The sequence below is a fragment of the Acinetobacter sp. NEB 394 genome, assembly GCF_013374795.1.
In the GTDB taxonomy this organism is placed as follows: Bacteria; Pseudomonadota; Gammaproteobacteria; order Pseudomonadales; family Moraxellaceae; genus Acinetobacter; species Acinetobacter johnsonii.
Genome location: NZ_CP055277.1, coordinates 436,536 through 457,990 on the forward strand (window position 1 = coordinate 436,536; position 21,455 = coordinate 457,990).

Sequence of the window (21,455 nt, forward strand, 5' to 3'; positions counted from 1 at the left end):
TTATCATAACTTACCAATATTGTATAAAAGAAGATAACGAAGATTAATAAATTTTTTTAGTTCAGTTAAGTAATTCATATTTGCATCATTAAAGAAATTCTGTGCATATATGACTTCAATTATATTGCCAACTCCTGCTTTATAGCGCCCTTGTGAGATATTATAGGCTTGCTCAGCACTTTCTTTAAGAGAGATGAGATCTCTTATATTTTCGAATGTTAACTCAATTTCTTTATAGTTTTTCCAAATTTGGATAGATATTTCTTCCTCAAGCTTCTCTCTTTCTAATATTTTTAATTCTAAATCCTTTTCTGCTTTCGCAATCTGATATTTACGGCTAAAACCGTCAAAAATTGGTATATCTACTTGTATCCCAGCTTGTATTTGGTGCGATTGTGTGGAGCTAAAGCTCTGGTTGGACTGCTCTGAATTATTGTAATCTGAAATGAATGAAATAGTAGGATAATTTGACCTTTTAAGTGTTTTAATTTTTTCTTCTGCAGCATTTATTGAAAAATATAAAGCTTTAAAGCGTGGATGATCTTCTTTAGCTTGTTCAATGAGGTCTTTAATCGGCTCTAAATCTAGAGTTTCGGGTGTGTATAGTTGAGTACTAACATCAAAATCATCAAGAGAAGGGTTTCCCATTAATATGCCTAATTCACCTTTAGCTATTTTTAGTTTTCCATTTATTAATTTATATTCAGATTTAGCTTTAATTAAATTGGAATACAATTGTAATTGGTCCGACTTATTTCCAACACCTACCTTATATCGTTCATTTGCAATTTCATAATTTTTTTCAGCGGATTGAACTAATTCTTTTATATTCTCTTTTTGAAATTCATATTCTACTATAGTGTAGTATGAAGTTATGGTTTTCAAAATTATTGTTTGTAGGGTAGAGTCTTCTAAAGCTAAAGACATAGCCAATAAGTTCTTTGCTTCATTAATCCTGTGGTATCTACTGCCAAAATCATATAATAACCAGCTTGTTTTTAAATTAACATTATGATTAATATTTTTTTCATTTTTTACAGCCTGTTGGCTTTCAATTTTATATTTATTTTTTTCTAAACTATAATTTAAACTGCTTGTGATTATCGGATAGTATGATGATTTCTCAATATTTAAATTTTGTGCGTGTATTTTTGTTTGGATCCATGCAATTTTATTATCAGAATCATTGCATATTACTTTTTCAATTGCACTTATCAAATCAATTTTCTTAAAGCTATTGAGATTTAGTTGCTCTAAACATTCAAAATCTAATGTCTCTTTGTCTTCTATTATTTTTTTATTAATGGGTTTTTCTACACTATACTTAACGGTGAGTGTATCATCTTTTTCTGTTTTTTCTCCAGCATTAGAACTTGAAATGCTATAGAGATGCATAATCGTAAGTAATAAAAATATATTAAATTTTCTTTTTTTCATGTGGGATTAATTTCCTTTACTAATAAATCTTGGACAACAACCCCATTTTGAAGTGCAATTATTCGTTCTGCAGATGCAATAGTTTCAGGTCGATGTGCAATAATTATCTTGGTAATATTTAATTTATTTAAATTTTCATTTACTTCTTGTTCTTTTTGTATATCTAAATGACTTGTAGCTTCATCCATGAATAATATTTTGGGTTTTTTATAAATTGCTCTTGCAAGTAAAATTCGTTGTTTTTGTCCTCCAGAAAGTATATTGCCGAGATCACCTACTAAAGATTGATAGCCCATTGGTATTTTAAGAATATCATCATGAATTGCTGCAATTTCTGCACATTCTTGTATCCATTTAAAATCAGGTTGCGGATCGAAAAATGAGATATTTTCAGCAATAGATCCTGCAAATAAAATATCATCTTGCAATACTGTTGCAATTTGGTTTCTTATAGTATTTAAACCTGTTTTTTCAATGTTTTGTCCCATGATTAAGATTTCACCATTATTCTTAGGGAAAATTCCAAGTATTAAATTTAATAAAGTTGTTTTACCACATCCTGTAGCACCAATTATTGCAACAGACTGATTTAACGGTATTTTGATGTTAATGTCTTGAAGTATATAAGGTTCACTATCTGAATATTTGAAATATAAATGTTTTATTTCTAATGCATTTGTTGTTTTATTTGGCTCTAATTCATTACCAGTCTCTAAGCTTTCTGGTTCAGTTAGTAAAATATCAGATAAGCGTTCTAAATCTATTTTAAGCATTTTTACAGTAACGAGTTTATCTATTAAGTTTGCAACACGGCTATCAAATTGATTTTTGTATGCAATAAATGCAATTAAAATACCGACTGTGAAATTTCCTTGTAAAACTAAAACTGCTCCTAACCAAATTATTATTATATTTTCCAACCCAAATAAAATGCCATTAGCAAATCTAAAACCTAGACCTAATTTCTGCGTTGTTAATCCTGAATTTATTTGATTTACAACCAGGTTTAACCACATTGCATGTCGAATATTTTGACGTTGAAATAATTTTATAGTCTTTGCGCCGCGAATAGTTTCCATGAAATGGGTATTTTGCTTTGCAGCGTGAATAATTTCTGCTTCCGTAGCATTTTTTAGTGGTGTATACCAAATCCATCTTATTAAAGCATAAATTAACATTGTTAATAGGGCAATCAATGCTAATTTTGGACTATAAATAAACATTAAAATTAATGTACAAGTTGTCATTAAGCCATCTAATATGGTTTCTATGAACGTTGAGGTTAGCGTTTGCTGTATATTATTTATTGAACTAAAGCGCGAAATAATGTCGCCTAATGACCGTCTTTCAAAATATGAAACTGGAATGTTTAAAAGATGGTCAAATACATTTCCCATCCATTGTACATTTAAATGTGTACTCATATAGATCGTTAGCCATGACCTTAATAGGCTAATCAGCTGTTGTAAGATCATAAGTAATGTAAAGCCAATGACTAAGATGGTTAGTAGGCTATAGTCTGATGATACAATGACATGATCGATCACCCATTGCATAAAAAAAGGGCTAATTAATGAAAAGATCTCTAAAGACAGAGCTAAAATTAAGATCTGTCCAAATGATTTCCAGAAACCTTGTATTTTCCCTAATAATTCTTGAAATCTAATTTGGCTTTTTTCTTCTTTTTTTTCAAACTTAGTATTTGGCCATAATTCAAGTGCAAAGCCTGTAAAATGCTCTTTTAATTCATTTATATCTATGATTCGCTTGCCAAATGCTGGATCAATAAGGATGATTTTGTTGCCTTTAATACTCTGTAAAACAACAAAGTGGTTAAAATCCCAGTGCAAAATGCAAGGCATGCGTAATTTATTTATAAGATCCGGCTCTAATTTTAGTGGCCTAGTAGTTAAGTTTATTTGTTTGCTTATTTTTATTAGATCATTTAAGGTGCTACCTTTTTGAGAAGTTGGGAACTTCCTTCGTAGTACAATTAAATCTGATTCATATCCATAATAATGTACTATCATTGCAATACAAGCAAGTCCGCATTCGGTTGCTTCTGTTTGTAATATAGTTGGGATATTACGGTTTATGTTAAATGATATTTTATCTAAAATTTGCATTGTTTAACTTCTTATAACTTTCCTTTAATACTATATAGAGGCTCTAAAACCCATTCATATAATTTCCGTTCTTCTTGCATAATATCTGCATCAAATGTCATTCCTGCTTTAAATGGGTATACTTCTCCATATGCTTGCATACCTTTCTGTTTTAGCTCTACTTTTACTAAATAAATTGAATCTCTTTGTTGACTAGTACTTGAATCAACTGTGTTAAGTAGTTCTTGAGGTCTTATAGTTGTTTCGGAAATTGAGATTACTCTACCTTGAGCATGCCCAAACTTTTGAAATGGATATGCATGAAGACGTAAATTTACTTTTTGATTTTTTTTTAAAAATCCAATAGCTTCAGTGCTAATATATAGATGTGCTTCTAAAGTTGAATTATCTGGAATTATATTTAATAAATTAATGTTTGGATTAATTTGTTGGCCAACTTCAACATTAATAGAAGAAATAGTGCCATTTGTATTGGCTTTAATTATTTGTAAGTTATTTGCCTTGTTTTCAATCAATTCTAATTGGTTGGATGCAATTTGGCGATTAATATTACTTAATTCGCTCGATAATTTGCTTGATAAACTATTCAATAGACTTACGGTATTAATCAATACTGCTTGCTTTTCAATTCGATCGCGTTCATAACTTTGTAATGCTATTTTTTGATTTAATAGTATATCCTGCTTTGCTTGAAGTTCTTCAGTTGAAATATATTCTTTTTTTTGGAGATAAGCATAGCGGTTAACATTATCTTTTGCAAGGCTTACTCTTTGATTTTGCTGTTTAATTAATTCATTCATTTTATTGATATCAGATTTTAATAACTCAATCTCTTCTTTGGTTTTTATATATTCATTTTTGTTCAGTTCTTGAATTTTAATCTTTTCTATATTTAATTCCTCTCTTTTTGATAGAATTTGTTGTTCTATTAATAAGTTGTTGTCCCCAATATTGCTGAATTTTTTCATTTTAATTTTTAACAGATTATCATTAATTTTTATTTTTTGACCTTCATTAACAAACTTCTCTTCAAGAACTCCTAAATCATTTGAATATACTCGAATTAGCCCTGTATTAGGAACTAGCTGTCCCTTTGCTGTTGTTCTCTTTGTATAGGTTCCCCAATAAAAAAAAGCAATAATAATTACCGTAATTGAAGCAGTAATTGTGGTTAGTAACGTAAATGACATAGGTCTTATTAGAATAACGTCCCCTATCCATTTAATTTTATTTTTCTGTTTCATTTCGCACCGAAAATACGCCTTGGTTCTAGTTGAGTTAATCGTAAACTTGAAGTTTAAGTAATTGTTAATATTAATTTAATTTGATAGTGGTTTCCTAAAATATTGAGTGTAATGTTGAGGATTTTTATAAATAAATTCTAGTTTGTAAGGCGGTGATTTTCAAGCTTTTTTCTGCAATGTTTTGAGTGTTTTTTCAAATAGATACTATGAGTAAAATTTAGCACAGATAAGTCTAGTTCAGGTTTCTATTTACATACAAAAGAGTCAGCACTCTTAGGAAATAACCATTCTCTGTACACATTATAAAATTTTATTTTTTGCTATTTATTTTTATATTTTAGCCTATTTTAATAAAATCGATATTCGAATTATATATATTTATAAAATTATTTTAATTGATGTTTTAAGTAATTTTTAGTCTGGATATTTGGTGTTTTTTATGGGGTGTTAAAATATGTTTTTAGTTTATTAATAAAAGATTACTTTTCTTTTAATTTTTATGTTATTTGACTTATTTGATGTTCAATTTGCAGGTTTGTAATTTCTAAAATTATAAAAATGCTGCTATGTATAAATTGCTAGGATGGATTTTAATTATATTGTTGTTCACAATATGATTGTTAAATAACATGTCTTTTATTTTAATTGAAAAGTTTTTATCAATCCTATCTAAGGTAAGTATATTTTAATATGTGATCTAAAACATCAATCAGGATTATATACCTGATAAGGTAAAGAGCTCAATATCCGGATACGTTAAGTTATAAAAAATAAAGGGTGACTTAACTCCCTTTATTTTTAATGCATTAATTGATCCTATTGTCCTTCCAATAACAGGGCACAACAATTAAATCATTTTCATGTAGCCGTGACCACAACCTAGGTCCTACATCCTGTTCCATCATCGTTAGAGAAAAATTAGAAATAACTAAGGTAGATTTCATGTTGTCATAACGACTATATAAAACCTTATGTACCATCTCTAGGCGTTTTTCATGTCGGTCATGTAGGCCATATTCATCAATTACCAATAAATCAAAGCTAGAAAAATGTTCGATTAATTCTTTTTCGGAGCGTGAAGGATCAGACCATGTGTCCATCATATTTTGAGCGATTTCTGCACTGGTGTAGTAACGTGCAGACTTAGTGCTGTTATGCAAAAGATTGCGGATGATGGAGGCACTTAGATGGGTCTTTCCTGTTCCTGGTGTTCCTACAAGTAGTAGATTTGGGTGTTGTTCTGAAATGATTTGTTGTGCGAAGCTTTGACATAATTTTATTGCGTTGTCTTGAGCTAAAGTTGAGACAACAAAATTCTTAAATCCGCAGTTCATATAGCGTTTATTGAGTCCTGAATTTTTAATTTTTTGTTGAAACAGGCGCTGCTGTAATCCATTTTCATAACTAGTATGAGCTTTACGAATAGTTTCTTTTGCACATTGCTTACAGAGTTGGTGACCTGAAATTTCAAGCATTGGGCAACGGTGAGTGGGGCAAAGTTCGTTTGTTACTACTGGATACGTTTGGAGTGCTCTAAGCATAGTATTCATGGTTATTCTCCTAAATCCAATTAGAACTTTCTAAAACATTTTGATTTTTTTCTTCAAAATTTGAAGATGAAGATGAAGATGAAGATGAAGATGAAGATGAAGATGAAGGGCATTGCTTGAGCGTGGTTAGAGCAATGCTTGTACTATCCTCAGAGGAAGTTTGGGTATTCCCTAGTGGTTGTTTAGGTAATGCTTGTGCATTGCTTGAGGATTTGTTCCAACGTGCTTGGGCAGCATTTTTTGCTTTATCAGATTTCATTTGTTGATTTTGAGCAGCTTGATTTTTCAAATCGGTTAAAAATGTAGAAGTGATCAAGCTAGATTCAACTTCAAAAAGTTCTAAGCTGTCTAAAGTCATTAGAAGTGTTTTTACTTTGGCTTGTTGGGGAAACTTTGTGATACTGCATATAGTGGTGAAATCATTAGGGATAGCACCATTTTTCCAGAAATCCATCATTAGCAATAGAGTTGCACCGATTTGTTCCGTAGTCATTCGTGCGAATTTTGCCTGTAAGTCACCAATATAGAGTGGCATCCAGATTGAAATATTTTTATGCATGGGTTTACCTTTCTTATAGGTATAAATGGGTTAAGGTCACCGAATAGATGACCTTATATGTGTGTTTATGAATGAGCCAGACTCATTAATTGGAGGCGGGCTTGTTGGGCTAGATCATCATAATGGACCTGCCCATCATCTAGCAGACATTGTAGCCAAAGTCTCAATGCTTCATGATCATCGAAACATTTATTAACCTTTAGCAGGAAAGCCAAATTGTGTAGTTTTGGAATATGAAATTCCTGAATTAATTCACGAGCGACTATATCGACTTCAGGACTGACAACTACACCACCAAAGAAAGCTTTACTGTTCATACGTAAGCTCCTCTGTATCAAGTTTTTCCAGCATTGCTTCAAAAGCACTACCATCTCGACGGGTTACATTGGGAATATAGAGACTATAGACACGAAACAACATTTCAGTGGTTGAGTGCCCCAGTTGACGTGCGATCCATTCTGGGTTTTCTCCTGCAGATAACCAAAGCGTTGCTGCTGTATGACGTGTTTGATAAGCACGTCGAGGTTTTAATTTTAGAAAGCGTAGAATGGGATGCCATACTCTTTTATTGACAAGCCTATAATCCAAAGGACAACCATCTCGGCTGCAAAAGACAAATTCAGATTTGCCATTGTTTAAGCTCTTTTGTTGCTTAAAAGCCTCATACACTCGGTCACTCATTTGAATGGTTCGGTTTGAACCATAGGTTTTTGTTCCACCTAAAATACCATTCACTAAGGCTTCACGGATATGAACCTCACGGCGTTGAAAATCGATATTTTTCCATTGAAGTCCATCGATTTCACTGGTACGCATGCCAGTAAAAAATCGAATAGTATAATAAGGTCTAAAATCTTCACGTACAGTTGTGAGAATCTGATGAACTTCTTTCAACGAGAAGGGCGTAACTTCAATTTTACTTTCTTTAAGATTGTTGATGTTTTTATAAGGCGAGTCAAAACTATATCGTTCTGCCGCATCATTCAGTATCATACGTAAAGGTGTCATGATTTGATTAATCCGTGATGCTTTCAGACTTGTTTGATCTTTTCCGTGTGTCACTTTGGCGAGGGAGGCACGGAAGTTGAGCAAGTCTGATTTCTTAATTTTTGAAAGTACTTGATTTCCAAAAGCTGGTTTTAAATAGTTGGTGATCACTATTAAAACCTTCTGTTGATAAGACTTTCTCCATTCAATTTTTTTCTGTTTAAACCAAAGATCAGTAAATTCTTTGAACAGAGGAACTTTGCTTTGTACAGCAATCTGCTGACTTCTTTTTTCTTTAAAATCTTCAACACGTCTACTTTTTGGAAAGTATTTTTCGTATTCAAAAGTTCCTAAAGTAATTTCAGCTTCAAGTTGCTCGAGTCGTTTTTTTAAAACGCGGCGATTATAAGCATTGTCTTCAAGATGGGTTGTTTCTCTACAACGGATGCCCATATATCGAAAGTCGGCAATCAACTTTCCACTTCGTTCTCGGATGGTAGCCATCAGTTAAATCTCCTGGCAGTTATTGCAAGGCATTCATGCTTAAGCCTGTGAACTTAAGCATTTCAGTTTCGATGCGCTCCCAAACGAAAAGGATTTTTCGACCACCAAAAGGGCGTATGTAGTGCACACCTTCAATGAGAACACTATCCTTAAGCTGATTACGAATAGTACGAGCGTCATACTGAATTTTTTCAGCTAGTTGCTGGGTTGTAAGATAGGTATATGACATAATAGGGCCTCAAATATTTTACTAGGAAAGTGGGAATTTTTATTCCTTACACATAAATTATCATATTTTTATGTTCTTTCAAGTATTTTTTATTATTTAAATAGGAAAAAGTATGATTATTTCAAACTTGGCAGTCTTATTAGCTGAAAGAAAGTTAAAGGTGGCTGATTTGGTAAGGAGTACTGGAATCAATAAATCCACTTTGCATAAACTTTATAATGATGAATCTGCGCGAATTGATTTTGAAACGATAGATAAGATTTGTATTGCATTAGACATAGAGGTCGGTGATTTATTGATTTTCAAAAAAAATGATAATAATCAGGTAAATGGAGCCTAATTTGGTCACAACTGGTCACATTAAAATTGCAGTTTGTCACAAATGTGAGCCTATTTCGATGGGAGCCATACGTTGGGAATTATTTAGATAAGTAAATGCTATGGTTTATTGTTAAAAGAACAAATTTTACTTATGTATTTAGAAAGCCTTTGGTCACAACTGGTCACAATTTTTGACTGAGTTATCTATGAAAAAATGAACGGATGAAAACTTTTAATAAGAGTTTTAAATTATTGATTTGAGCTCCAAGTTCCAATGTAAATTAACCAAATTTAATGTTATTTAAGATTAGGTATATATGTAAGGCACAAAATGGTCATATGTTGGTCACAAACCATTCACAGCAAGATCATGCTGACATCATGTATGGTGCCTTTGAATAAGTTGAACATTGAAAAAATCATAATTAAATCAATAAAAAAAGCCCCCATCTTTCGATGAGGGCTTTTTTGAATTTGGAGCGGGAAACGAGACTCGAACTCGCGACCCCAACCTTGGCAAGGTTGTGCTCTACCAACTGAGCTATTCCCGCGTATTGAGCAGTTTTTACTAAAACTTACACTAAAAAATGGAGCGGGAAACGAGACTCGAACTCGCGACCCCAACCTTGGCAAGGTTGTGCTCTACCAACTGAGCTATTCCCGCGTATTGAGCAGTTTTTGCTAAAACTTACACTGAAAAAAATTTGGAGCGGGAAACGAGACTCGAACTCGCGACCCCAACCTTGGCAAGGTTGTGCTCTACCAACTGAGCTATTCCCGCATAGCGCTGTATGATACAGCAAGCAAGTTCAGGGTCAATAGCTTTATGAAAAAGCTGAGTTTAATTGCATAAAATAAAGCCAGTTTTAGACGATGCCTTGAGCTTTTTTAACTTTTACTCGCGAAACGTTGTGCCTCATACTAGTGAAAAGAGTTTTACGCATTCAACATCCCGAAGGAACAGGTATACTTTGAACGAATCATCATTTTTGGAGACAGGTATGAGCTTGGAGCAGCAACTGATTGAACGCTTACAACAGCTTTCCCCATCACATTTAGAAGTCGTGAATGAATCTTCTGGTCATGGTGGCTATTTCCCAGGGAAAGAATCACATTTTAAAGTAATCGTGGTGAGTGATATTTTTGCGGGATTACGTTTAGTTCAGCGTCATCAAAAAATTTATGCGGTAGCAGGAGACTTACTCAGTCCAGGTAAAATTCATGCTTTGGCTATACATGCCTTTTTACCCGCAGAATGGCAAGGACAAGACACTTCTAGTCCAAATTGCGCACATGCCCCGAAAAGCTAAGCAGAGATTCAGTCATGGAAACACAATTATTGATTAAGATCGTGCATATGAGTGCGGTCAGCTTGGCATGTGTCGTGATTTTGGCGCGTGCCATGACGCTATTTAAAGGCGTCCAAGGCAATCAGCCCAATCCAGCAGGTCGAACAGCTTTTGTAGCCCTTCAGCACTTAAGCATGCTGGTGATTGTACTGACTGGCATTGCCCTTTTGGTCATGAAAAACTTTGATGTACAAACATGGTTTTATGCCAAAGTGGTTTTATTTTTAGTGATGTTATCTTCTTTGTCGAAAGCTTATAAAAAAGAAGACAGCATTTTACTTACACAGCGCCGAGCGGGCTTATTCTTGGCGGTGGTTGCGATGATTTCCATTTTAGGTTTAGTCATGATTAAACCAAACTTTGGCTAATTGTTAGACATAATCATCGGCACAGCGATTGTTCTGCGCTACACTGCTATTTATAGCGGAAAAATAACAAGAGGGAGGGGATTTCATGCATACACGTGTGGTATTTAATCAAAAAGGTGGTGTCGGTAAGTCCAGTATTGCAGTAAATTTGGCGGCAATTAGTGCACATCAAGGCTTAAAAACCTTATTGATTGATCTCGATCCGCAAGCGAACTCGAGTCAGTATGTGCTGGGCGATGACGCAACGTATTCGGCAGACAAACCAGCTTTAGAACCCAATATTGAAAACTATTTTGAAGAAGTGCTTGGAACGACTCAAAATAAAAGTCTATTGGGCAGTGCCATTGGTTCGATCCTCAAAGGACGGGCTAAAGGCTTAGAAAGTTATGTACACCAATCCCCTTTTAAAAATTTGGATGTGATTCCAGCCAGCCCAAGCCTTGGGGCGTTGGCTTATGCTTTAGAGTCAAAACATAAAATTTATAAACTGCGTGATGCGTTACAACAACTTGCTGGAAAATATGATCGTGTCTATATCGATACACCTCCAGCTTTTAACTTCTTTACTTTGTCGGCACTGATCGCAGCCAATAAAGTCCTGATTCCGTTTGATTGTGATGTCTTTTCTAAACGTGCATTGCAAACTTTGATCGAAAATGTGCTCGAAACTCAAGACGATCATAATGATCATTTGGAAATTGAAGGCATTGTGGTGAATCAGTTCCAAGCGCAGGCCAAACTTCCGCGTGAAGTGGTGCAACAGCTGAAGGATGAAGGTCTTCCTGTACTAGAAAGTATGTTGCCCCCATCGGTGCTGATGAAAGAATCGCATCACAAAAATTTACCCTTAATTCATTTGGCACACGATCATAAATTGACGCAGGCCTATCAATCATTGTTCAATGAGATTGAGAATAATAAATTGCGAGATTCAGCATGAAAAAGATCACAATTGCTTTTTTAATGGGCAGTACGCTGTTATTGAGCGCCTGTGCCACAACGGTTAAACCGACTTATGTCTCTCCTACACAGTATCAAGCTTTGAACTGCCAACAGTTACAAGCAGAATATAATCGGATTCAGCAACATTTAGATGAAGGTGCACCTACTGCAAAACGTACGGGTGTCGGCGTGGGTCTAGGTCTGGGTGGTGGATGGAGTCATGGTGGCGGTTGGGGCTTTGGCCCAAGCGTTTCAGTCAATATGGGACAATCATCGAATACCAAAAAAACTGAAATTTCACGACTTTTGGGTCAGCAAGAGGCGATTGTACAGGCTGCAAAATTCAAAGGCTGTGCGATTACCGTGCAAAATAAGACGAATTAATGCCGCATTTATTCATCCTGCTGAAGGGTTCAACCTTTCAGCAGTCATTAAAATCTTAGCAAAATGTTTCGAAAATAATTTCAATAAAACAATGGACTATCGTTTTAACACGCACTTTTTTACCTTATGGGTTCTGTATTTTTTTCCGCTTTGACTTGAGGAAACCGTTCTTTTTCGGCTAAATTGCGCATCTTTAATGCTGTTGTTGGATGTCTATGATTGAGAGTTGGCTGTTTGTATTGGCAATGATTGCTGTCTTGATGATTCCGGGACCAACCAATGCTTTACTCGCAAGCTCTGCACATCAGCAAGGTCTGGCGAAGACCAGCTTACTTGTACCCGCAGAACTGTTTGGGTATTTCTATGCCATCAATTTATGGGTACTCCTGATTCATCTCAGTACACCGACTTGGCCTTATCTGATAGACCTTTTACATGCACTCAGTGCAGTCTATGTGTTCTGGCTGGCTTTTCATTTGTGGAAAAGCTCACACCTAGAAAAACATAATCAACGTTTTACCTCGATTCGACCTAAACAATTATTTTTTTCTACTTTGAAAAATCCGAAAGCGGTCTTATTTGCTGCGGGTATTTTTCCCTATGAAGCCTGGGATAATCCAACCAATTTCTTTTTGGTCTTTGCGGTGTTTAGTCTGGTGTTATTGCCAACGGCACTGTTCTGGATGTCTTTTGGCCGTGCCATTTTATCGGGTGAGTCCAAACAAATAAAAGCCGATCTCTTATATAAAGGATCGGCCATGTTGTTGGTGGTGTGTATGTTTCCCGTAATTCTACGTTTTTTTGCTTAAGCTTCAGTGGTTGATTTTTTTCTTTAATTTGGCACGAATAAAACCAATGATTCCCGGCAAGATGCTAATAATAATAATGCCGAAAATCAGATGCGTGAAATTGTCTTTGACCACAGGCACATTACCAAAAATATAGCCTAAAGTAATGAATGATCCAATCCAGCAGAATGCGCCAATTAGGTTATAAGACAGGAAAAATTTGTAATCCATTTTTCCTGCACCTGCTACAAAAGGTGCAAAAGTCCGCGCAAAAGGAATAAAACGCGCAAAAATAATGGTTTTACCACCATGTTTTTCAAAGAATTTTTGTGTATTAATCAGATGTTGTTTATTGATGAAACGGGATTCGATTTCAAAAACGCGCGGTCCAATATAACGACCAATGTGATAATTCAGCGTATCGCCCAGTACGGCCGCGATAAAAAGTAAAACACCAAGAGTCCACGGATTCATTGCACCTGTGGATGCTGCTAAGGCACCTGCGGCAAACAATAAGCTGTCGCCGGGTAGGAACGGCATGACCACCAAACCTGTTTCCACAAAGATGATGAGAAACAAAATTGCATAAATCCAAACCCCATAGTTGGTGATAAACTCAAGCAGATGGTCATCGACATGTAATATAAAATCAATCAGTTCCATGGGGCACAAATAAGCAAAAGAGTGCGGAAATCCTAGCAGTCTCGTTATCAGAAGTCAGTATTAAAACGTAAATAAATTTAGCTATCAGTGTTCTTATCTTAAAAGTATGTGTGATGAAAATGGATATTTATTCTAAAAATAGAGAACATTAAGATAGCTACAACTTCAAATAAAACGTATTTAAAGGTGTAAAAATATTTAATTGAAATGTTGTGGCCAAAAATATTATCAATCAACCCAATACAGATGTAGTTTTAGCTTTAATTCCCCGTGTACTGATGGCTTATATTCTCTTGTTGCAAGCTAGGGAAAAATTTCAGCTTATAGCGTAACTTTAGGGTATATGGGGGCTTGGAGCGCTATTACCTTTAACCATTTTAGTTGAGTTTGGTAGTGGCTTAGCGCTGTTATTTGGTTTTCAAGCCCACTTTCCTGCGTTTGGCTTAGACCTATTTAGTGTTATTACCGCGTTTATTTTTCACGATGGCGCACAAGCCAGCATTAATTTTATGAAAAATTTTGCCATGGCAGGTGGTCTATTGTTTCTAATGCTGCATGGTGCAGGAAAAATGAGTCTAGATCATTTGATTGAAAAATAATTCAAAATGAAAAGCAGCATGCAGGATGCTGCTTTTTTATTTACAAAAAAGTACGGTGTGGACGTTATTTTTTTTGATCAAGATCAATAAAACATGAGGAAAATAAGATGAAAAAATCTTTTTAAAATAGGGTTATGTATTACAAGTTTAAGTCTTGCCGCTGGCGCATGGGCCAAAGATGATCATATCATTTTACAAGAAGCTGCAAAGAACCATGTCTCTGTGTCAGCCATTGCAAAGCTCAAAGATGAAACTGCGGTCACCTTAAAAGGCACGCTGCTGAAACATCTCAATGAAGACCACTACGAGTTCAGCGATGGTACAGGGGTTATTTTGCTGGATATTGATGACCATTTATGGAAAGCATCCAATATTAAAGCAGGCGATAAAGTACAGGTGGTCGGTGAGGTGGATACACATCGTTATAAACCGACTGATATTGAAGTCGTTAAAATAGAAAAAGTTTTGAAATAAACATCAGGCACGCGAAAGCGTGCTTTTTGATATAAAAACCATTAGGTTTTAAGCGTTGTATAAAGCTTGTCCGAATTATGTGCGTTATGCGCGGAAAAATGCTAGAATGCGGCGCTTATATTCGTTTGCCTTTCATAGTTGTTTGTCATGACTACCAATACTCAAATTACTGAAGATCGTATCCTTATTTTGGATTTCGGTTCTCAATATAGCCAGCTTATTGCACGCCGCGTACGTGAAGCTGGTGTATATTCTGAAATGTATGCCTATGACATGTCTGAAGAAGACATTCGTGCATTTAATCCAAACGGTATCATCTTATCAGGTGGTCCTGAGAGCGTACACGAAGAAGGCAGCCCACGTGCGCCAGAAGTTGTGTTCAACTTAGGTGTACCAGTTTTGGGTATTTGCTATGGCTTACAAACCATGTCTGCACAGCTTGGCGGTAAAGTTGAGCCGGGTACTGTACATGAGTTCGGTTATGCCGAAGTAAACATCCAAGTTCGTGACAAGTTGATTGGTGATCTTGAAGACACCAAAGACCAACTTAAAGTCTGGATGAGTCATGGTGACAAAGTGACAGCGATTCCTGAAGGTTTCCAAATCACTGCAAGCACACCAAGCTGTCCAGTGGCGATGGTTTCTGATGAAACACGTCGCTTCTACGGTATTCAGTTCCACCCAGAAGTAACACACACTGCAAAAGGTGCAGAGTTATTATCGAACTTTGTACACAGCATTTGTGGCTGTCGTAGCTTGTGGAACTCTGAAAACATTATCGACCTGCGTGTTGAACAATTACGTCAACAAATTGGCGATCAAAAAGTTCTTTTAGGTCTGTCTGGTGGTGTTGATTCATCAGTGGTTGCTGCGCTTTTACACCGTGCGATTGGCGATCAATTGACTTGTGTATTTGTAGACAACGGCCTGCTTCGTTTGAACGAAGGCGAACAAGTGATGGACATGTTTGCGAAAAACATGGGTATCCGTGTGATTCGTGCCGATGCTGAAGAGCGTTTCTTGACTGCTTTAGCGGGTGAAGTTGATCCTGAGAAGAAACGTAAAATCATTGGTCGTGAGTTCATTGAAGTTTTTGCTGAAGAAGCGCGTAAACTTGATGGCGTAAACTTCCTTGCTCAAGGTACGATTTACCCAGACGTGATCGAATCTGCTGCAACCAAAAATGGTAAAGCTCATGTGATTAAATCTCACCACAATGTGGGCGGTTTACCAGATGACTTAGCTTTTGAATTGGTTGAGCCAATCCGTGATTTGTTTAAAGATGAAGTGCGTCGTTTAGGCACAACTTTAGGTTTACCGTTTGAAATGCTATATCGTCATCCATTCCCAGGTCCAGGTTTGGGCGTGCGTATTTTGGGTGAAGTGAAGAAAGAATATGCAGACATTTTACGTCTTGCAGATGACATCTTCATGCAAGAGCTTCGTGCCAGCGGTTGGTATGATAAAACTGCGCAAGCCTTCGCTGTATTCCAACCGGTGAAATCTGTTGGTGTCGTCGGTGATGGTCGTCGTTATGCATGGGTGATTGCACTTCGTGCTGTTGAAACCGTTGACTTTATGACAGCGCGTTTTGCACATCTTCCTTATGATCTTGTAGATAAAATTTCGACTCGTATCATGAATGAAATTAAAGATGTTTCACGTGTGGTTTATGACGTGTCGTCTAAGCCACCAGCAACGATTGAGTGGGAATAAAGCAAGTGCAACAGTTGCAGTTTTTCGATCAAATGCAACAAATTCGCTTTATTGACTTGTTCGCAGGGATAGGTGGTTTCCATCTAGCCCTTGCGCGACAAGGCGCACAATGTGTTTTTGCGTCTGAAATTAATGAAAAGGCTAAGAAAACATATTTAGCCAATCATAGTTTGGATAAAGATGCTTGGCATGGTGATATTACATTAATTGAACCACAACAGATTCCTGATCATGAGATCTTGTGTGCGGGCTTTCCATGTCAGCCGTTTAGTCAAGCAGGACAAAAAAAAGGTTTCGATGATGTCAGAGGAACTTTATTTTTTAATATTTTGCAAATTTTAGAAGAAAAAAGACCAGAAGCCTATTTTTTGGAAAATGTACGCGGATTGCTTAAGCACGATAATGGGCGTACTTTTTCAGTTATTCAAGAAAAACTTGAGGCACTTGGTTATAGCTTTCAAAGTTTTGTTGTAAAATCAAGCGACTATGGTTTACCACAGCATCGGCCTCGTCTTTTTATGATTGGTTTTCGAGATGGTGTAACAAAAATAGAGCTACCAGAAAAGCTTCCATTGAAATATACAATGAGTGATATTTTTTCAGGCAATTGTGAAAAAGAAGTTGGCTTTACACTACGAGTTGGTGGGCGTGGATCAGTTTATGGTGATCGACGAAATTGGGAATTTTATAAAGTTGATGGTGAGATTCGACGTTTAACTTCTAAACAAGGTCTTTTGATGCAAGGGTTTCCTTCGGATTTCATTTTTCCTGTATCTGAAATAGAGGCAATGAAACAGTTAGGAAATTCTGTATCAGTTGATGCCATAGAAGCATTCTATAAAAAAATTAAGGAAAAACTAAGTGCAGAACAATTCACACTTATTAAATAAATATAACATTGTAAAGAAAGGGGCTGTATATGAGGCTTTTAAACTGGTTCTTGAAAAGAGTTTAGATATTCAAAATTTAAAACCGCATGAACAACTACAAGTTCTATGGAAAGCATATAAAGACAATTGTCCAAACAATAACAATATTAATGGTAAAGTATTTGAGGTAATTATTGCGACAGTAATGCTTGAGAGCGGAATCGGGCCAATTTTTTCTCAAGCAAATGTTGTTTTTGTACCAAATGTTAACTTTGATCTGATTGTTTATAGTAAAGAATTTGGTCCAATATCAATTTCGGCTAAGACATCCTTAAGAGAGAGATATAAGCAGGCCGATTTAGAAGCTGTATCATTAAAATATGTACACCGTAAGGCTAGGTGTTACTTAGTTACTATGGATAAACCTGAAGCCATGAGATTAGAAAAAAAGTTAAAAGAGGGAGACCTTTTAGGAATTGATGACATTGTATTAGGGGATGAAATCTCATTTGATGAAATGATAGAGTTCCTCTCATCTATCAATTTGGAAAAACCTAAAGCGGTAGAAATTATTACGTCTTCTCAGATTTATGAAATAGTCAAAAATTAGTAAATAATAAGCTTACATTGTTTCGATAAAGAAAACTTTTGATTCTTCCTAAGCGATGGCTTTCCATCACTTCTAAAACACTTTTGCAGAGCAAAAACACACCTTATAAAGATGTAACAACATTTTTACATCCACTCATTGCCTTGAACTTAGGTTTTGAAAACACAAGGTATTGTCCCATGTTTAAGAATCAGCATTCTATTTTTAGGGATGTGCAGTTGGGAATCTGCTTGTTATGATCTGGGATATATGGATCTGTAATGAGTAAGCACATGACGAATAATAACTATACTGAACTATCACATTCGGATGACTGTGAAAAATACGTAAATCAATTCATTCAAGAGTTTCCACTGAGAAGTGCGGAAATAGGCCAAGGGACGGTCATCAAACGCGCGCTGCCAAGTCGCCATAAACGAATGATTGGCGCATGGTGTTTCTTAGATCACGCAGGCCCTGTAACTTTCCCACAAGGGGATGGTTTAGATGTTGGTCCACATCCACATATTGGTTTGCAAACCTTTACATGGATGATTGAAGGCACCATGATGCATACCGACAGTTTGGGCAGCAAACAGCTGATTCGTCCAAAACAGGTCAATTTAATGACCGCAGGACACGGGATTTCCCATACGGAAGTCGCACCAGATACAGAAACCAAAATGCATGCGGCACAATTGTGGATTGCATTACCCGATGCAAAAATTGCTGTTGAACCCCGTTTCGATCACTATCCAGAACTGCCAGTGGTGGAAAAAGATGGGGTAGCATTTACCATTTTGGTCGGAGAGTTTTTAAATACTACCTCACCTGTGAGTGTTTATACCGAGCTGTTAGGAGTGGACTTAAGCGCAACAGAAAGCACCAAAACCCGTTTAACACTCAATCCAAACTTTGAATATGGCTTTATGGCTTTAGAAGGAACGGCCACGGTTAATGGGCACGAACTGACAGAAGACAATATGGTGGTACTCGAGCAGGGTGTAAGTGCGATTGAAATTGAAATCCATGCTGGTAGCCGCTTGTTACTGTTAGGTGGTGAGCCATTTGAAAGTCCAATTTTACTGTGGTGGAACTTTGTTGGTCGTACTCAAGAAGAATTGAAAATTGCGCGTGATCAGTGGATTGCACAAGATGAACGTTTTGGTTCCATTCCTGACTATGAAGGTCCACGTTTGGAAGCTCCAGCATTTCCAGACCAAATGCGTGCTTCAAAATAAATTGAATACTGCGACAAGTCGTTCAACAACAGAATAGGTGGACAGTTTCAATACTTGAAACCTATTCAAAATAATATCAATGAAAAATAGGATAATAAAAAAATGGCAATCATTGCGAATGCAGAAGTCAAAACATGCGTCGAAGCATGGTCTGGTGAAGTAAGCAGTGGACAACACCAATTTATTACCGATAAACCAGCATCTTTTGGCGGTCAAGATAAAGGCCCTGCACCTTATGACTTTATTTGTACAGGTTTGATTTCCTGCACCATGATTACCCTACGTATGTATGCGCAGCACAAAGGTATTGAGTGGGGGGCTTTTAGTGTCGAAGCAGATTTTAATGCCAATAAAGAAGGCCGAGAATGGATCAGCCGTCGTTTGTCGTTTGAGCAAACATTGACAGAAGAAGTACGCCAAAAAATCTTAGACATCTGTCAAAAAACACCAGTCACTAAAACTTTATTACGTTCCGTCGAGATTGAAACCTCAATTGTCTAACTCGCTTGACGGTTTTTTATAGGCGGTAAAGGATTTTGTGCGACTGGATATTCATGTGTATCGAGAGGTGCAAAATCCAAATTTTAGAGTAAAGTGGGTGCTAGATTTCAATTAAAAAAGGTAAAACAATGATCACCCTGCACCATTTGGAACATTCACGCTCTTTACGCATTTTATGGGCTTTGGAAGAGTTAGGGTTGGAGTATGAGGTGAAGTTTTATAAACGCCTACCGACCTATGCTGCGCCACCTGAGTTAAAAAACATTCATCCCTTAGGCAAAGCCCCTGTTTTGACCGATGGTGATTTGGTCATAGCAGAATCTGCGGTGATTTTGGAATACCTACAAGCCACCTACGATACGGAGCACAAGTTTAAACCGCAAAATCCAAAGGATTTAATGCAATACAACTACTGGATGCATTATGCCGAAGGCTCGTTGATGCCATATTTGGTTATGACTTTGGTGATGAGTCATGTACCGAAACATGTTCCCTTTCTAATTAAACCGCTTGCCAATAAAATTTGTGATGGGGTGAAAGGCGGCTTTATTAATCCACGCTTGAAAGAACACAGTGCATATTTGGAAGATTATTTGTCTCAACATGACTATTTTGCAGGTGATTTTTCCTTTGCCGATATTCAAATGAGCTTTCCTGTGGTGGCGATGCAAGAGCGGGTAAAAGCCCATAACCCTCAAATGGTTACTTATGCACAGCGCATTCAGCAGCGCCCAGCATTTAAAAAAGCCAAAGAGCTCAGTGGGTTCTAGTGGATGGTGATGATTTGAACCTGATTTTTTTGCCTGGTGCGTCGGGCAATACGGCATTCTGGCAACCTGTTATCCAACGCCTACAGACGATTCAACCATGGTCGTCGCTTATCCGAGCTTTGGTGACTATTCTGATGATGTGGATGTGCAGAGTTTTGAGAGCTTACAAGACGATGTATTGAATCAAATCCAACAGCCTTCTGTGGTCGTTGCACAATCGATGGACGGTATTTTTGCAGTACAAGCTGCCTTACAAAAGCCTGAGCAGGTGCAGGCTTTGGTACTCGTGGCAACCTCAGGTGGCATTGATTTAAGTTTTTTTCAGGTGGCGGATTGGAGAGAGGATTATCAACAGAGCTTTACGGTTCCTGATTGGTTTGTTCAGCATCAGTCTGATTTGACAGACAGTCTGGAGCGTATCCAGTGTCCAGTTTTGTTGATTTGGGGCGATGTAGATCCGATTAGTCCTGTTGCGGTGGGGCAGTCCTTACACCGTCAAATACCACATGCTGAATTGCACATCGTGTCACAGGGTCAACATGATTTGGCTTATGTGCATGCTGAGCATGTTGTGCAATTGATTCAAAATTTTCTCGCCAAACTCAGAGTATAAAAAAGGATGCCGAGGCATCCTTTTTTGTTTTAGCGTTTGACTACAATCGAATCAATCCCGCTATGTTGTAGGGTTTGCTGTGCAATCACCGCGGCTTCTTGCGAGTCATATGGCCCTGAAATCACGCGATACCATGTTTGGCCGCCTTCAACGGTTTTGACGACATCGGCAGAGAGACCATTTAAGATAATTTCTGCACGACGTGCATCGGCACTGTCAGGGTCGGGGTAACTGCGGACTTGTAATATAAAGCTTGGCGCTTGCGGTGTCGGTGCTGCTTCGGTTAAACCCGGTTCAGCAGGGATGCTTTCTTCGGCAGCAGGTGCTTCAACAATCACCACAGTGCTTGGATTGTCTTTGGTTTCAGGAATGGCTTGATCTGGAATCGGAGTCACTTGCTGCTGTGGCAGTAAGTCGTAGAAACGGTAGTCTTTATTGGTTTCTTCTTGATAATGTTCCGAGGTGATTTGACCTTTCGGCTTCACTGGCGCCCAAGGCTTCCACAGTAACAGTGCTACAGCAAAACAGAGCACGATTAAAATGACCACAAGTGTACCGAGCCAAGCTGGAATCAGTGGCTTTTTGGGTTTGTTCGGTCTTTCAGATACACCGCGCTGCGTTTTTCCAAACAC

The 21,455-nt window shown here is 37.0% G+C and carries 23 protein-coding genes, 3 tRNA genes and 2 pseudogenes; 15 read left to right on the plus strand and 13 right to left on the minus strand.

Annotated features, from left to right (window positions below; genetic code table 11):
• Positions 1–3 precede the first annotated feature (3 nt).
• The 8 genes from HUK62_RS01905 to HUK62_RS01940 all read right to left on the minus strand — a co-directional run bounded on the left by HUK62_RS01905 (position 4) and on the right by HUK62_RS01940 (position 8,636).
• Positions 4–1,437: a TolC family protein gene (locus HUK62_RS01905; protein ID WP_176536947.1), complete on the minus strand. Its 1,434-nt coding sequence runs from the start codon at positions 1,435–1,437 to the stop codon at positions 4–6.
• A complete protein-coding gene (locus HUK62_RS01910; protein ID WP_176536948.1) occupies positions 1,434–3,563 on the minus strand; it encodes a peptidase domain-containing ABC transporter in 2,130 nt (709 codons plus the stop codon). Before HUK62_RS01910 ends, HUK62_RS01905 begins: the two co-directional genes overlap by 4 nt.
• A gap of 11 nt (positions 3,564–3,574) precedes the next feature.
• Positions 3,575–4,807, minus strand: coding sequence for an HlyD family efflux transporter periplasmic adaptor subunit (locus HUK62_RS01915; protein WP_176536949.1), 1,233 nt, complete (start codon positions 4,805–4,807; stop codon positions 3,575–3,577).
• Between the two features lie 806 nt (positions 4,808–5,613).
• Entirely contained in the window at positions 5,614–6,357 is a 744-nt protein-coding gene (locus HUK62_RS01920; protein ID WP_176536950.1) for an ATP-binding protein, read from the minus strand.
• 10 nt (positions 6,358–6,367) lie between these two features.
• Positions 6,368–6,916, minus strand: coding sequence for a DUF1376 domain-containing protein (locus HUK62_RS01925; RefSeq protein WP_176536951.1), 549 nt, complete (start codon positions 6,914–6,916; stop codon positions 6,368–6,370).
• Positions 6,917–6,981: 65 nt separating this feature from the next.
• Positions 6,982–7,233, minus strand: coding sequence for a hypothetical protein (locus tag HUK62_RS01930; protein WP_176536952.1), 252 nt, complete (start codon positions 7,231–7,233; stop codon positions 6,982–6,984).
• Positions 7,223–8,407, minus strand: a complete 1,185-nt coding sequence (locus HUK62_RS01935) for a tyrosine-type recombinase/integrase (protein WP_176536953.1) — start codon at positions 8,405–8,407, stop codon at positions 7,223–7,225. Before HUK62_RS01935 ends, HUK62_RS01930 begins: the two co-directional genes overlap by 11 nt.
• A 19-nt stretch (positions 8,408–8,426) precedes the next feature.
• Positions 8,427–8,636 (minus strand): hypothetical protein, encoded by a 210-nt coding sequence (locus HUK62_RS01940; protein ID WP_148826958.1) that lies wholly within the window; start codon positions 8,634–8,636, stop codon positions 8,427–8,429.
• 112 nt (positions 8,637–8,748) lie between these two features.
• Between HUK62_RS01940 and HUK62_RS01945 the strand changes: the two genes are divergently transcribed.
• The gene (locus HUK62_RS01945; RefSeq protein WP_148826957.1) at positions 8,749–8,976 is read left to right on the plus strand and encodes a helix-turn-helix transcriptional regulator; all 228 of its coding nucleotides are present in this window, start codon (positions 8,749–8,751) and stop codon (positions 8,974–8,976) included.
• 456 nt (positions 8,977–9,432) lie between these two features.
• Here HUK62_RS01945 and HUK62_RS01950 read toward each other — a convergent pair.
• The 3 genes from HUK62_RS01950 to HUK62_RS01960 form a co-directional block, all read right to left on the minus strand.
• Positions 9,433–9,508, minus strand: a tRNA-Gly gene (locus HUK62_RS01950).
• Positions 9,509–9,545: 37 nt separating this feature from the next.
• Positions 9,546–9,621, minus strand: a tRNA-Gly gene (locus tag HUK62_RS01955).
• A gap of 41 nt (positions 9,622–9,662) precedes the next feature.
• Positions 9,663–9,738: transfer RNA gene (locus HUK62_RS01960), tRNA-Gly, on the minus strand.
• Between the two features lie 220 nt (positions 9,739–9,958).
• Here HUK62_RS01960 and HUK62_RS01965 point away from each other — a divergent pair.
• From HUK62_RS01965 to HUK62_RS01985, 5 genes are all read left to right on the plus strand, one after another.
• Positions 9,959–10,267: a BolA family protein gene (locus HUK62_RS01965; RefSeq protein ID WP_176536954.1), complete on the plus strand. Its 309-nt coding sequence runs from the start codon at positions 9,959–9,961 to the stop codon at positions 10,265–10,267.
• A gap of 14 nt (positions 10,268–10,281) precedes the next feature.
• Entirely contained in the window at positions 10,282–10,674 is a 393-nt protein-coding gene (locus HUK62_RS01970; RefSeq protein ID WP_005401912.1) for a SirB2 family protein, read from the plus strand.
• Between the two features lie 85 nt (positions 10,675–10,759).
• Positions 10,760–11,614 carry a ParA family protein gene (locus tag HUK62_RS01975; protein WP_004684373.1) on the plus strand — a complete coding sequence of 285 codons (855 nt, stop codon included), beginning with the start codon at positions 10,760–10,762 and terminating at the stop codon, positions 11,612–11,614.
• The gene (locus HUK62_RS01980) at positions 11,611–12,000 is read left to right on the plus strand and encodes a hypothetical protein (protein ID WP_176536955.1); all 390 of its coding nucleotides are present in this window, start codon (positions 11,611–11,613) and stop codon (positions 11,998–12,000) included. Before HUK62_RS01975 ends, HUK62_RS01980 begins: the two co-directional genes overlap by 4 nt.
• Before the next feature lie 215 nt (positions 12,001–12,215).
• Positions 12,216–12,809 carry a LysE family transporter gene (locus HUK62_RS01985; RefSeq protein ID WP_176538430.1) on the plus strand — a complete coding sequence of 198 codons (594 nt, stop codon included), beginning with the start codon at positions 12,216–12,218 and terminating at the stop codon, positions 12,807–12,809.
• 3 nt (positions 12,810–12,812) lie between these two features.
• Here HUK62_RS01985 and HUK62_RS01990 read toward each other — a convergent pair whose 3' ends face one another.
• Positions 12,813–13,451, minus strand: coding sequence for a DedA family protein (locus HUK62_RS01990; RefSeq protein ID WP_078426283.1), 639 nt, complete (start codon positions 13,449–13,451; stop codon positions 12,813–12,815).
• Between the two features lie 212 nt (positions 13,452–13,663).
• Between HUK62_RS01990 and HUK62_RS01995 the strand changes: the two are divergent.
• The 9 genes and pseudogenes from HUK62_RS01995 to HUK62_RS02035 all read left to right on the plus strand — a co-directional run bounded on the left by HUK62_RS01995 (position 13,664) and on the right by HUK62_RS02035 (position 20,823).
• Positions 13,664–14,050, plus strand: a pseudogene (locus HUK62_RS01995) (DoxX family protein).
• Positions 14,051–14,176: 126 nt separating this feature from the next.
• Positions 14,177–14,524 carry a NirD/YgiW/YdeI family stress tolerance protein gene (locus tag HUK62_RS02000; RefSeq protein ID WP_078426284.1) on the plus strand — a complete coding sequence of 116 codons (348 nt, stop codon included), beginning with the start codon at positions 14,177–14,179 and terminating at the stop codon, positions 14,522–14,524.
• A gap of 147 nt (positions 14,525–14,671) precedes the next feature.
• Positions 14,672–16,240, plus strand: coding sequence for a glutamine-hydrolyzing GMP synthase (gene guaA / locus HUK62_RS02005; protein WP_004684379.1), 1,569 nt, complete (start codon positions 14,672–14,674; stop codon positions 16,238–16,240).
• Between the two features lie 5 nt (positions 16,241–16,245).
• A complete protein-coding gene (locus HUK62_RS02010) occupies positions 16,246–17,130 on the plus strand; it encodes a DNA cytosine methyltransferase (protein WP_201702121.1) in 885 nt (294 codons plus the stop codon).
• Positions 17,102–17,719: a hypothetical protein gene (locus HUK62_RS02015; RefSeq protein WP_058868665.1), complete on the plus strand. Its 618-nt coding sequence runs from the start codon at positions 17,102–17,104 to the stop codon at positions 17,717–17,719. The genes HUK62_RS02010 and HUK62_RS02015 overlap by 29 nt, the downstream gene beginning before the upstream one ends.
• A gap of 272 nt (positions 17,720–17,991) precedes the next feature.
• Positions 17,992–18,939, plus strand: coding sequence for a pirin family protein (locus HUK62_RS02020; protein WP_058868666.1), 948 nt, complete (start codon positions 17,992–17,994; stop codon positions 18,937–18,939).
• 102 nt (positions 18,940–19,041) lie between these two features.
• The gene (locus HUK62_RS02025) at positions 19,042–19,440 is read left to right on the plus strand and encodes an OsmC family protein (protein WP_176536956.1); all 399 of its coding nucleotides are present in this window, start codon (positions 19,042–19,044) and stop codon (positions 19,438–19,440) included.
• A gap of 128 nt (positions 19,441–19,568) precedes the next feature.
• The gene (locus tag HUK62_RS02030; RefSeq protein WP_176536957.1) at positions 19,569–20,210 is read left to right on the plus strand and encodes a glutathione S-transferase; all 642 of its coding nucleotides are present in this window, start codon (positions 19,569–19,571) and stop codon (positions 20,208–20,210) included.
• Between the two features lie 14 nt (positions 20,211–20,224).
• Positions 20,225–20,823, plus strand: a pseudogene (locus HUK62_RS02035) (alpha/beta hydrolase).
• A 29-nt stretch (positions 20,824–20,852) separates the two neighbouring features.
• Here the strand turns inward: HUK62_RS02035 and HUK62_RS02040 are convergent.
• Entirely contained in the window at positions 20,853–21,455 is a 603-nt protein-coding gene (locus HUK62_RS02040; protein WP_078426288.1) for an SPOR domain-containing protein, read from the minus strand.

What these genes read in the sequence shown, in the direction of transcription:
- HUK62_RS01980 (WP_176536955.1), top strand. Translation starts at nt 11,611, where the DNA reads ATGAAAAAGATCACAATTGCTTTTTTAATGGGCAGTACGCTGTTATTG.
- HUK62_RS01945 (WP_148826957.1), top strand. Translation starts at nt 8,749, where the DNA reads ATGATTATTTCAAACTTGGCAGTCTTATTAGCTGAAAGAAAGTTAAAG.
- HUK62_RS01930 (WP_176536952.1), bottom strand. Translation starts at nt 7,233, where the DNA reads ATGAACAGTAAAGCTTTCTTTGGTGGTGTAGTTGTCAGTCCTGAAGTC.
- HUK62_RS01965 (WP_176536954.1), top strand. Translation starts at nt 9,959, where the DNA reads ATGAGCTTGGAGCAGCAACTGATTGAACGCTTACAACAGCTTTCCCCA.
- HUK62_RS02030 (WP_176536957.1), top strand. Translation starts at nt 19,569, where the DNA reads ATGATCACCCTGCACCATTTGGAACATTCACGCTCTTTACGCATTTTA.
- HUK62_RS01970 (WP_005401912.1), top strand. Translation starts at nt 10,282, where the DNA reads ATGGAAACACAATTATTGATTAAGATCGTGCATATGAGTGCGGTCAGC.
- HUK62_RS02025 (WP_176536956.1), top strand. Translation starts at nt 19,042, where the DNA reads ATGGCAATCATTGCGAATGCAGAAGTCAAAACATGCGTCGAAGCATGG.
- HUK62_RS01920 (WP_176536950.1), bottom strand. Translation starts at nt 6,357, where the DNA reads ATGAATACTATGCTTAGAGCACTCCAAACGTATCCAGTAGTAACAAAC.
- guaA (WP_004684379.1), top strand. Translation starts at nt 14,672, where the DNA reads ATGACTACCAATACTCAAATTACTGAAGATCGTATCCTTATTTTGGAT.
- HUK62_RS01910 (WP_176536948.1), bottom strand. Translation starts at nt 3,563, where the DNA reads ATGCAAATTTTAGATAAAATATCATTTAACATAAACCGTAATATCCCA.
- HUK62_RS02020 (WP_058868666.1), top strand. Translation starts at nt 17,992, where the DNA reads ATGACGAATAATAACTATACTGAACTATCACATTCGGATGACTGTGAA.
- HUK62_RS01925 (WP_176536951.1), bottom strand. Translation starts at nt 6,916, where the DNA reads ATGCATAAAAATATTTCAATCTGGATGCCACTCTATATTGGTGACTTA.
- HUK62_RS01985 (WP_176538430.1), top strand. Translation starts at nt 12,216, where the DNA reads ATGATTGAGAGTTGGCTGTTTGTATTGGCAATGATTGCTGTCTTGATG.
- HUK62_RS01905 (WP_176536947.1), bottom strand. Translation starts at nt 1,437, where the DNA reads ATGAAAAAAAGAAAATTTAATATATTTTTATTACTTACGATTATGCAT.
- HUK62_RS01940 (WP_148826958.1), bottom strand. Translation starts at nt 8,636, where the DNA reads ATGTCATATACCTATCTTACAACCCAGCAACTAGCTGAAAAAATTCAG.
- HUK62_RS01975 (WP_004684373.1), top strand. Translation starts at nt 10,760, where the DNA reads ATGCATACACGTGTGGTATTTAATCAAAAAGGTGGTGTCGGTAAGTCC.
- HUK62_RS01915 (WP_176536949.1), bottom strand. Translation starts at nt 4,807, where the DNA reads ATGAAACAGAAAAATAAAATTAAATGGATAGGGGACGTTATTCTAATA.
- HUK62_RS01935 (WP_176536953.1), bottom strand. Translation starts at nt 8,407, where the DNA reads ATGGCTACCATCCGAGAACGAAGTGGAAAGTTGATTGCCGACTTTCGA.
- HUK62_RS01990 (WP_078426283.1), bottom strand. Translation starts at nt 13,451, where the DNA reads ATGGAACTGATTGATTTTATATTACATGTCGATGACCATCTGCTTGAG.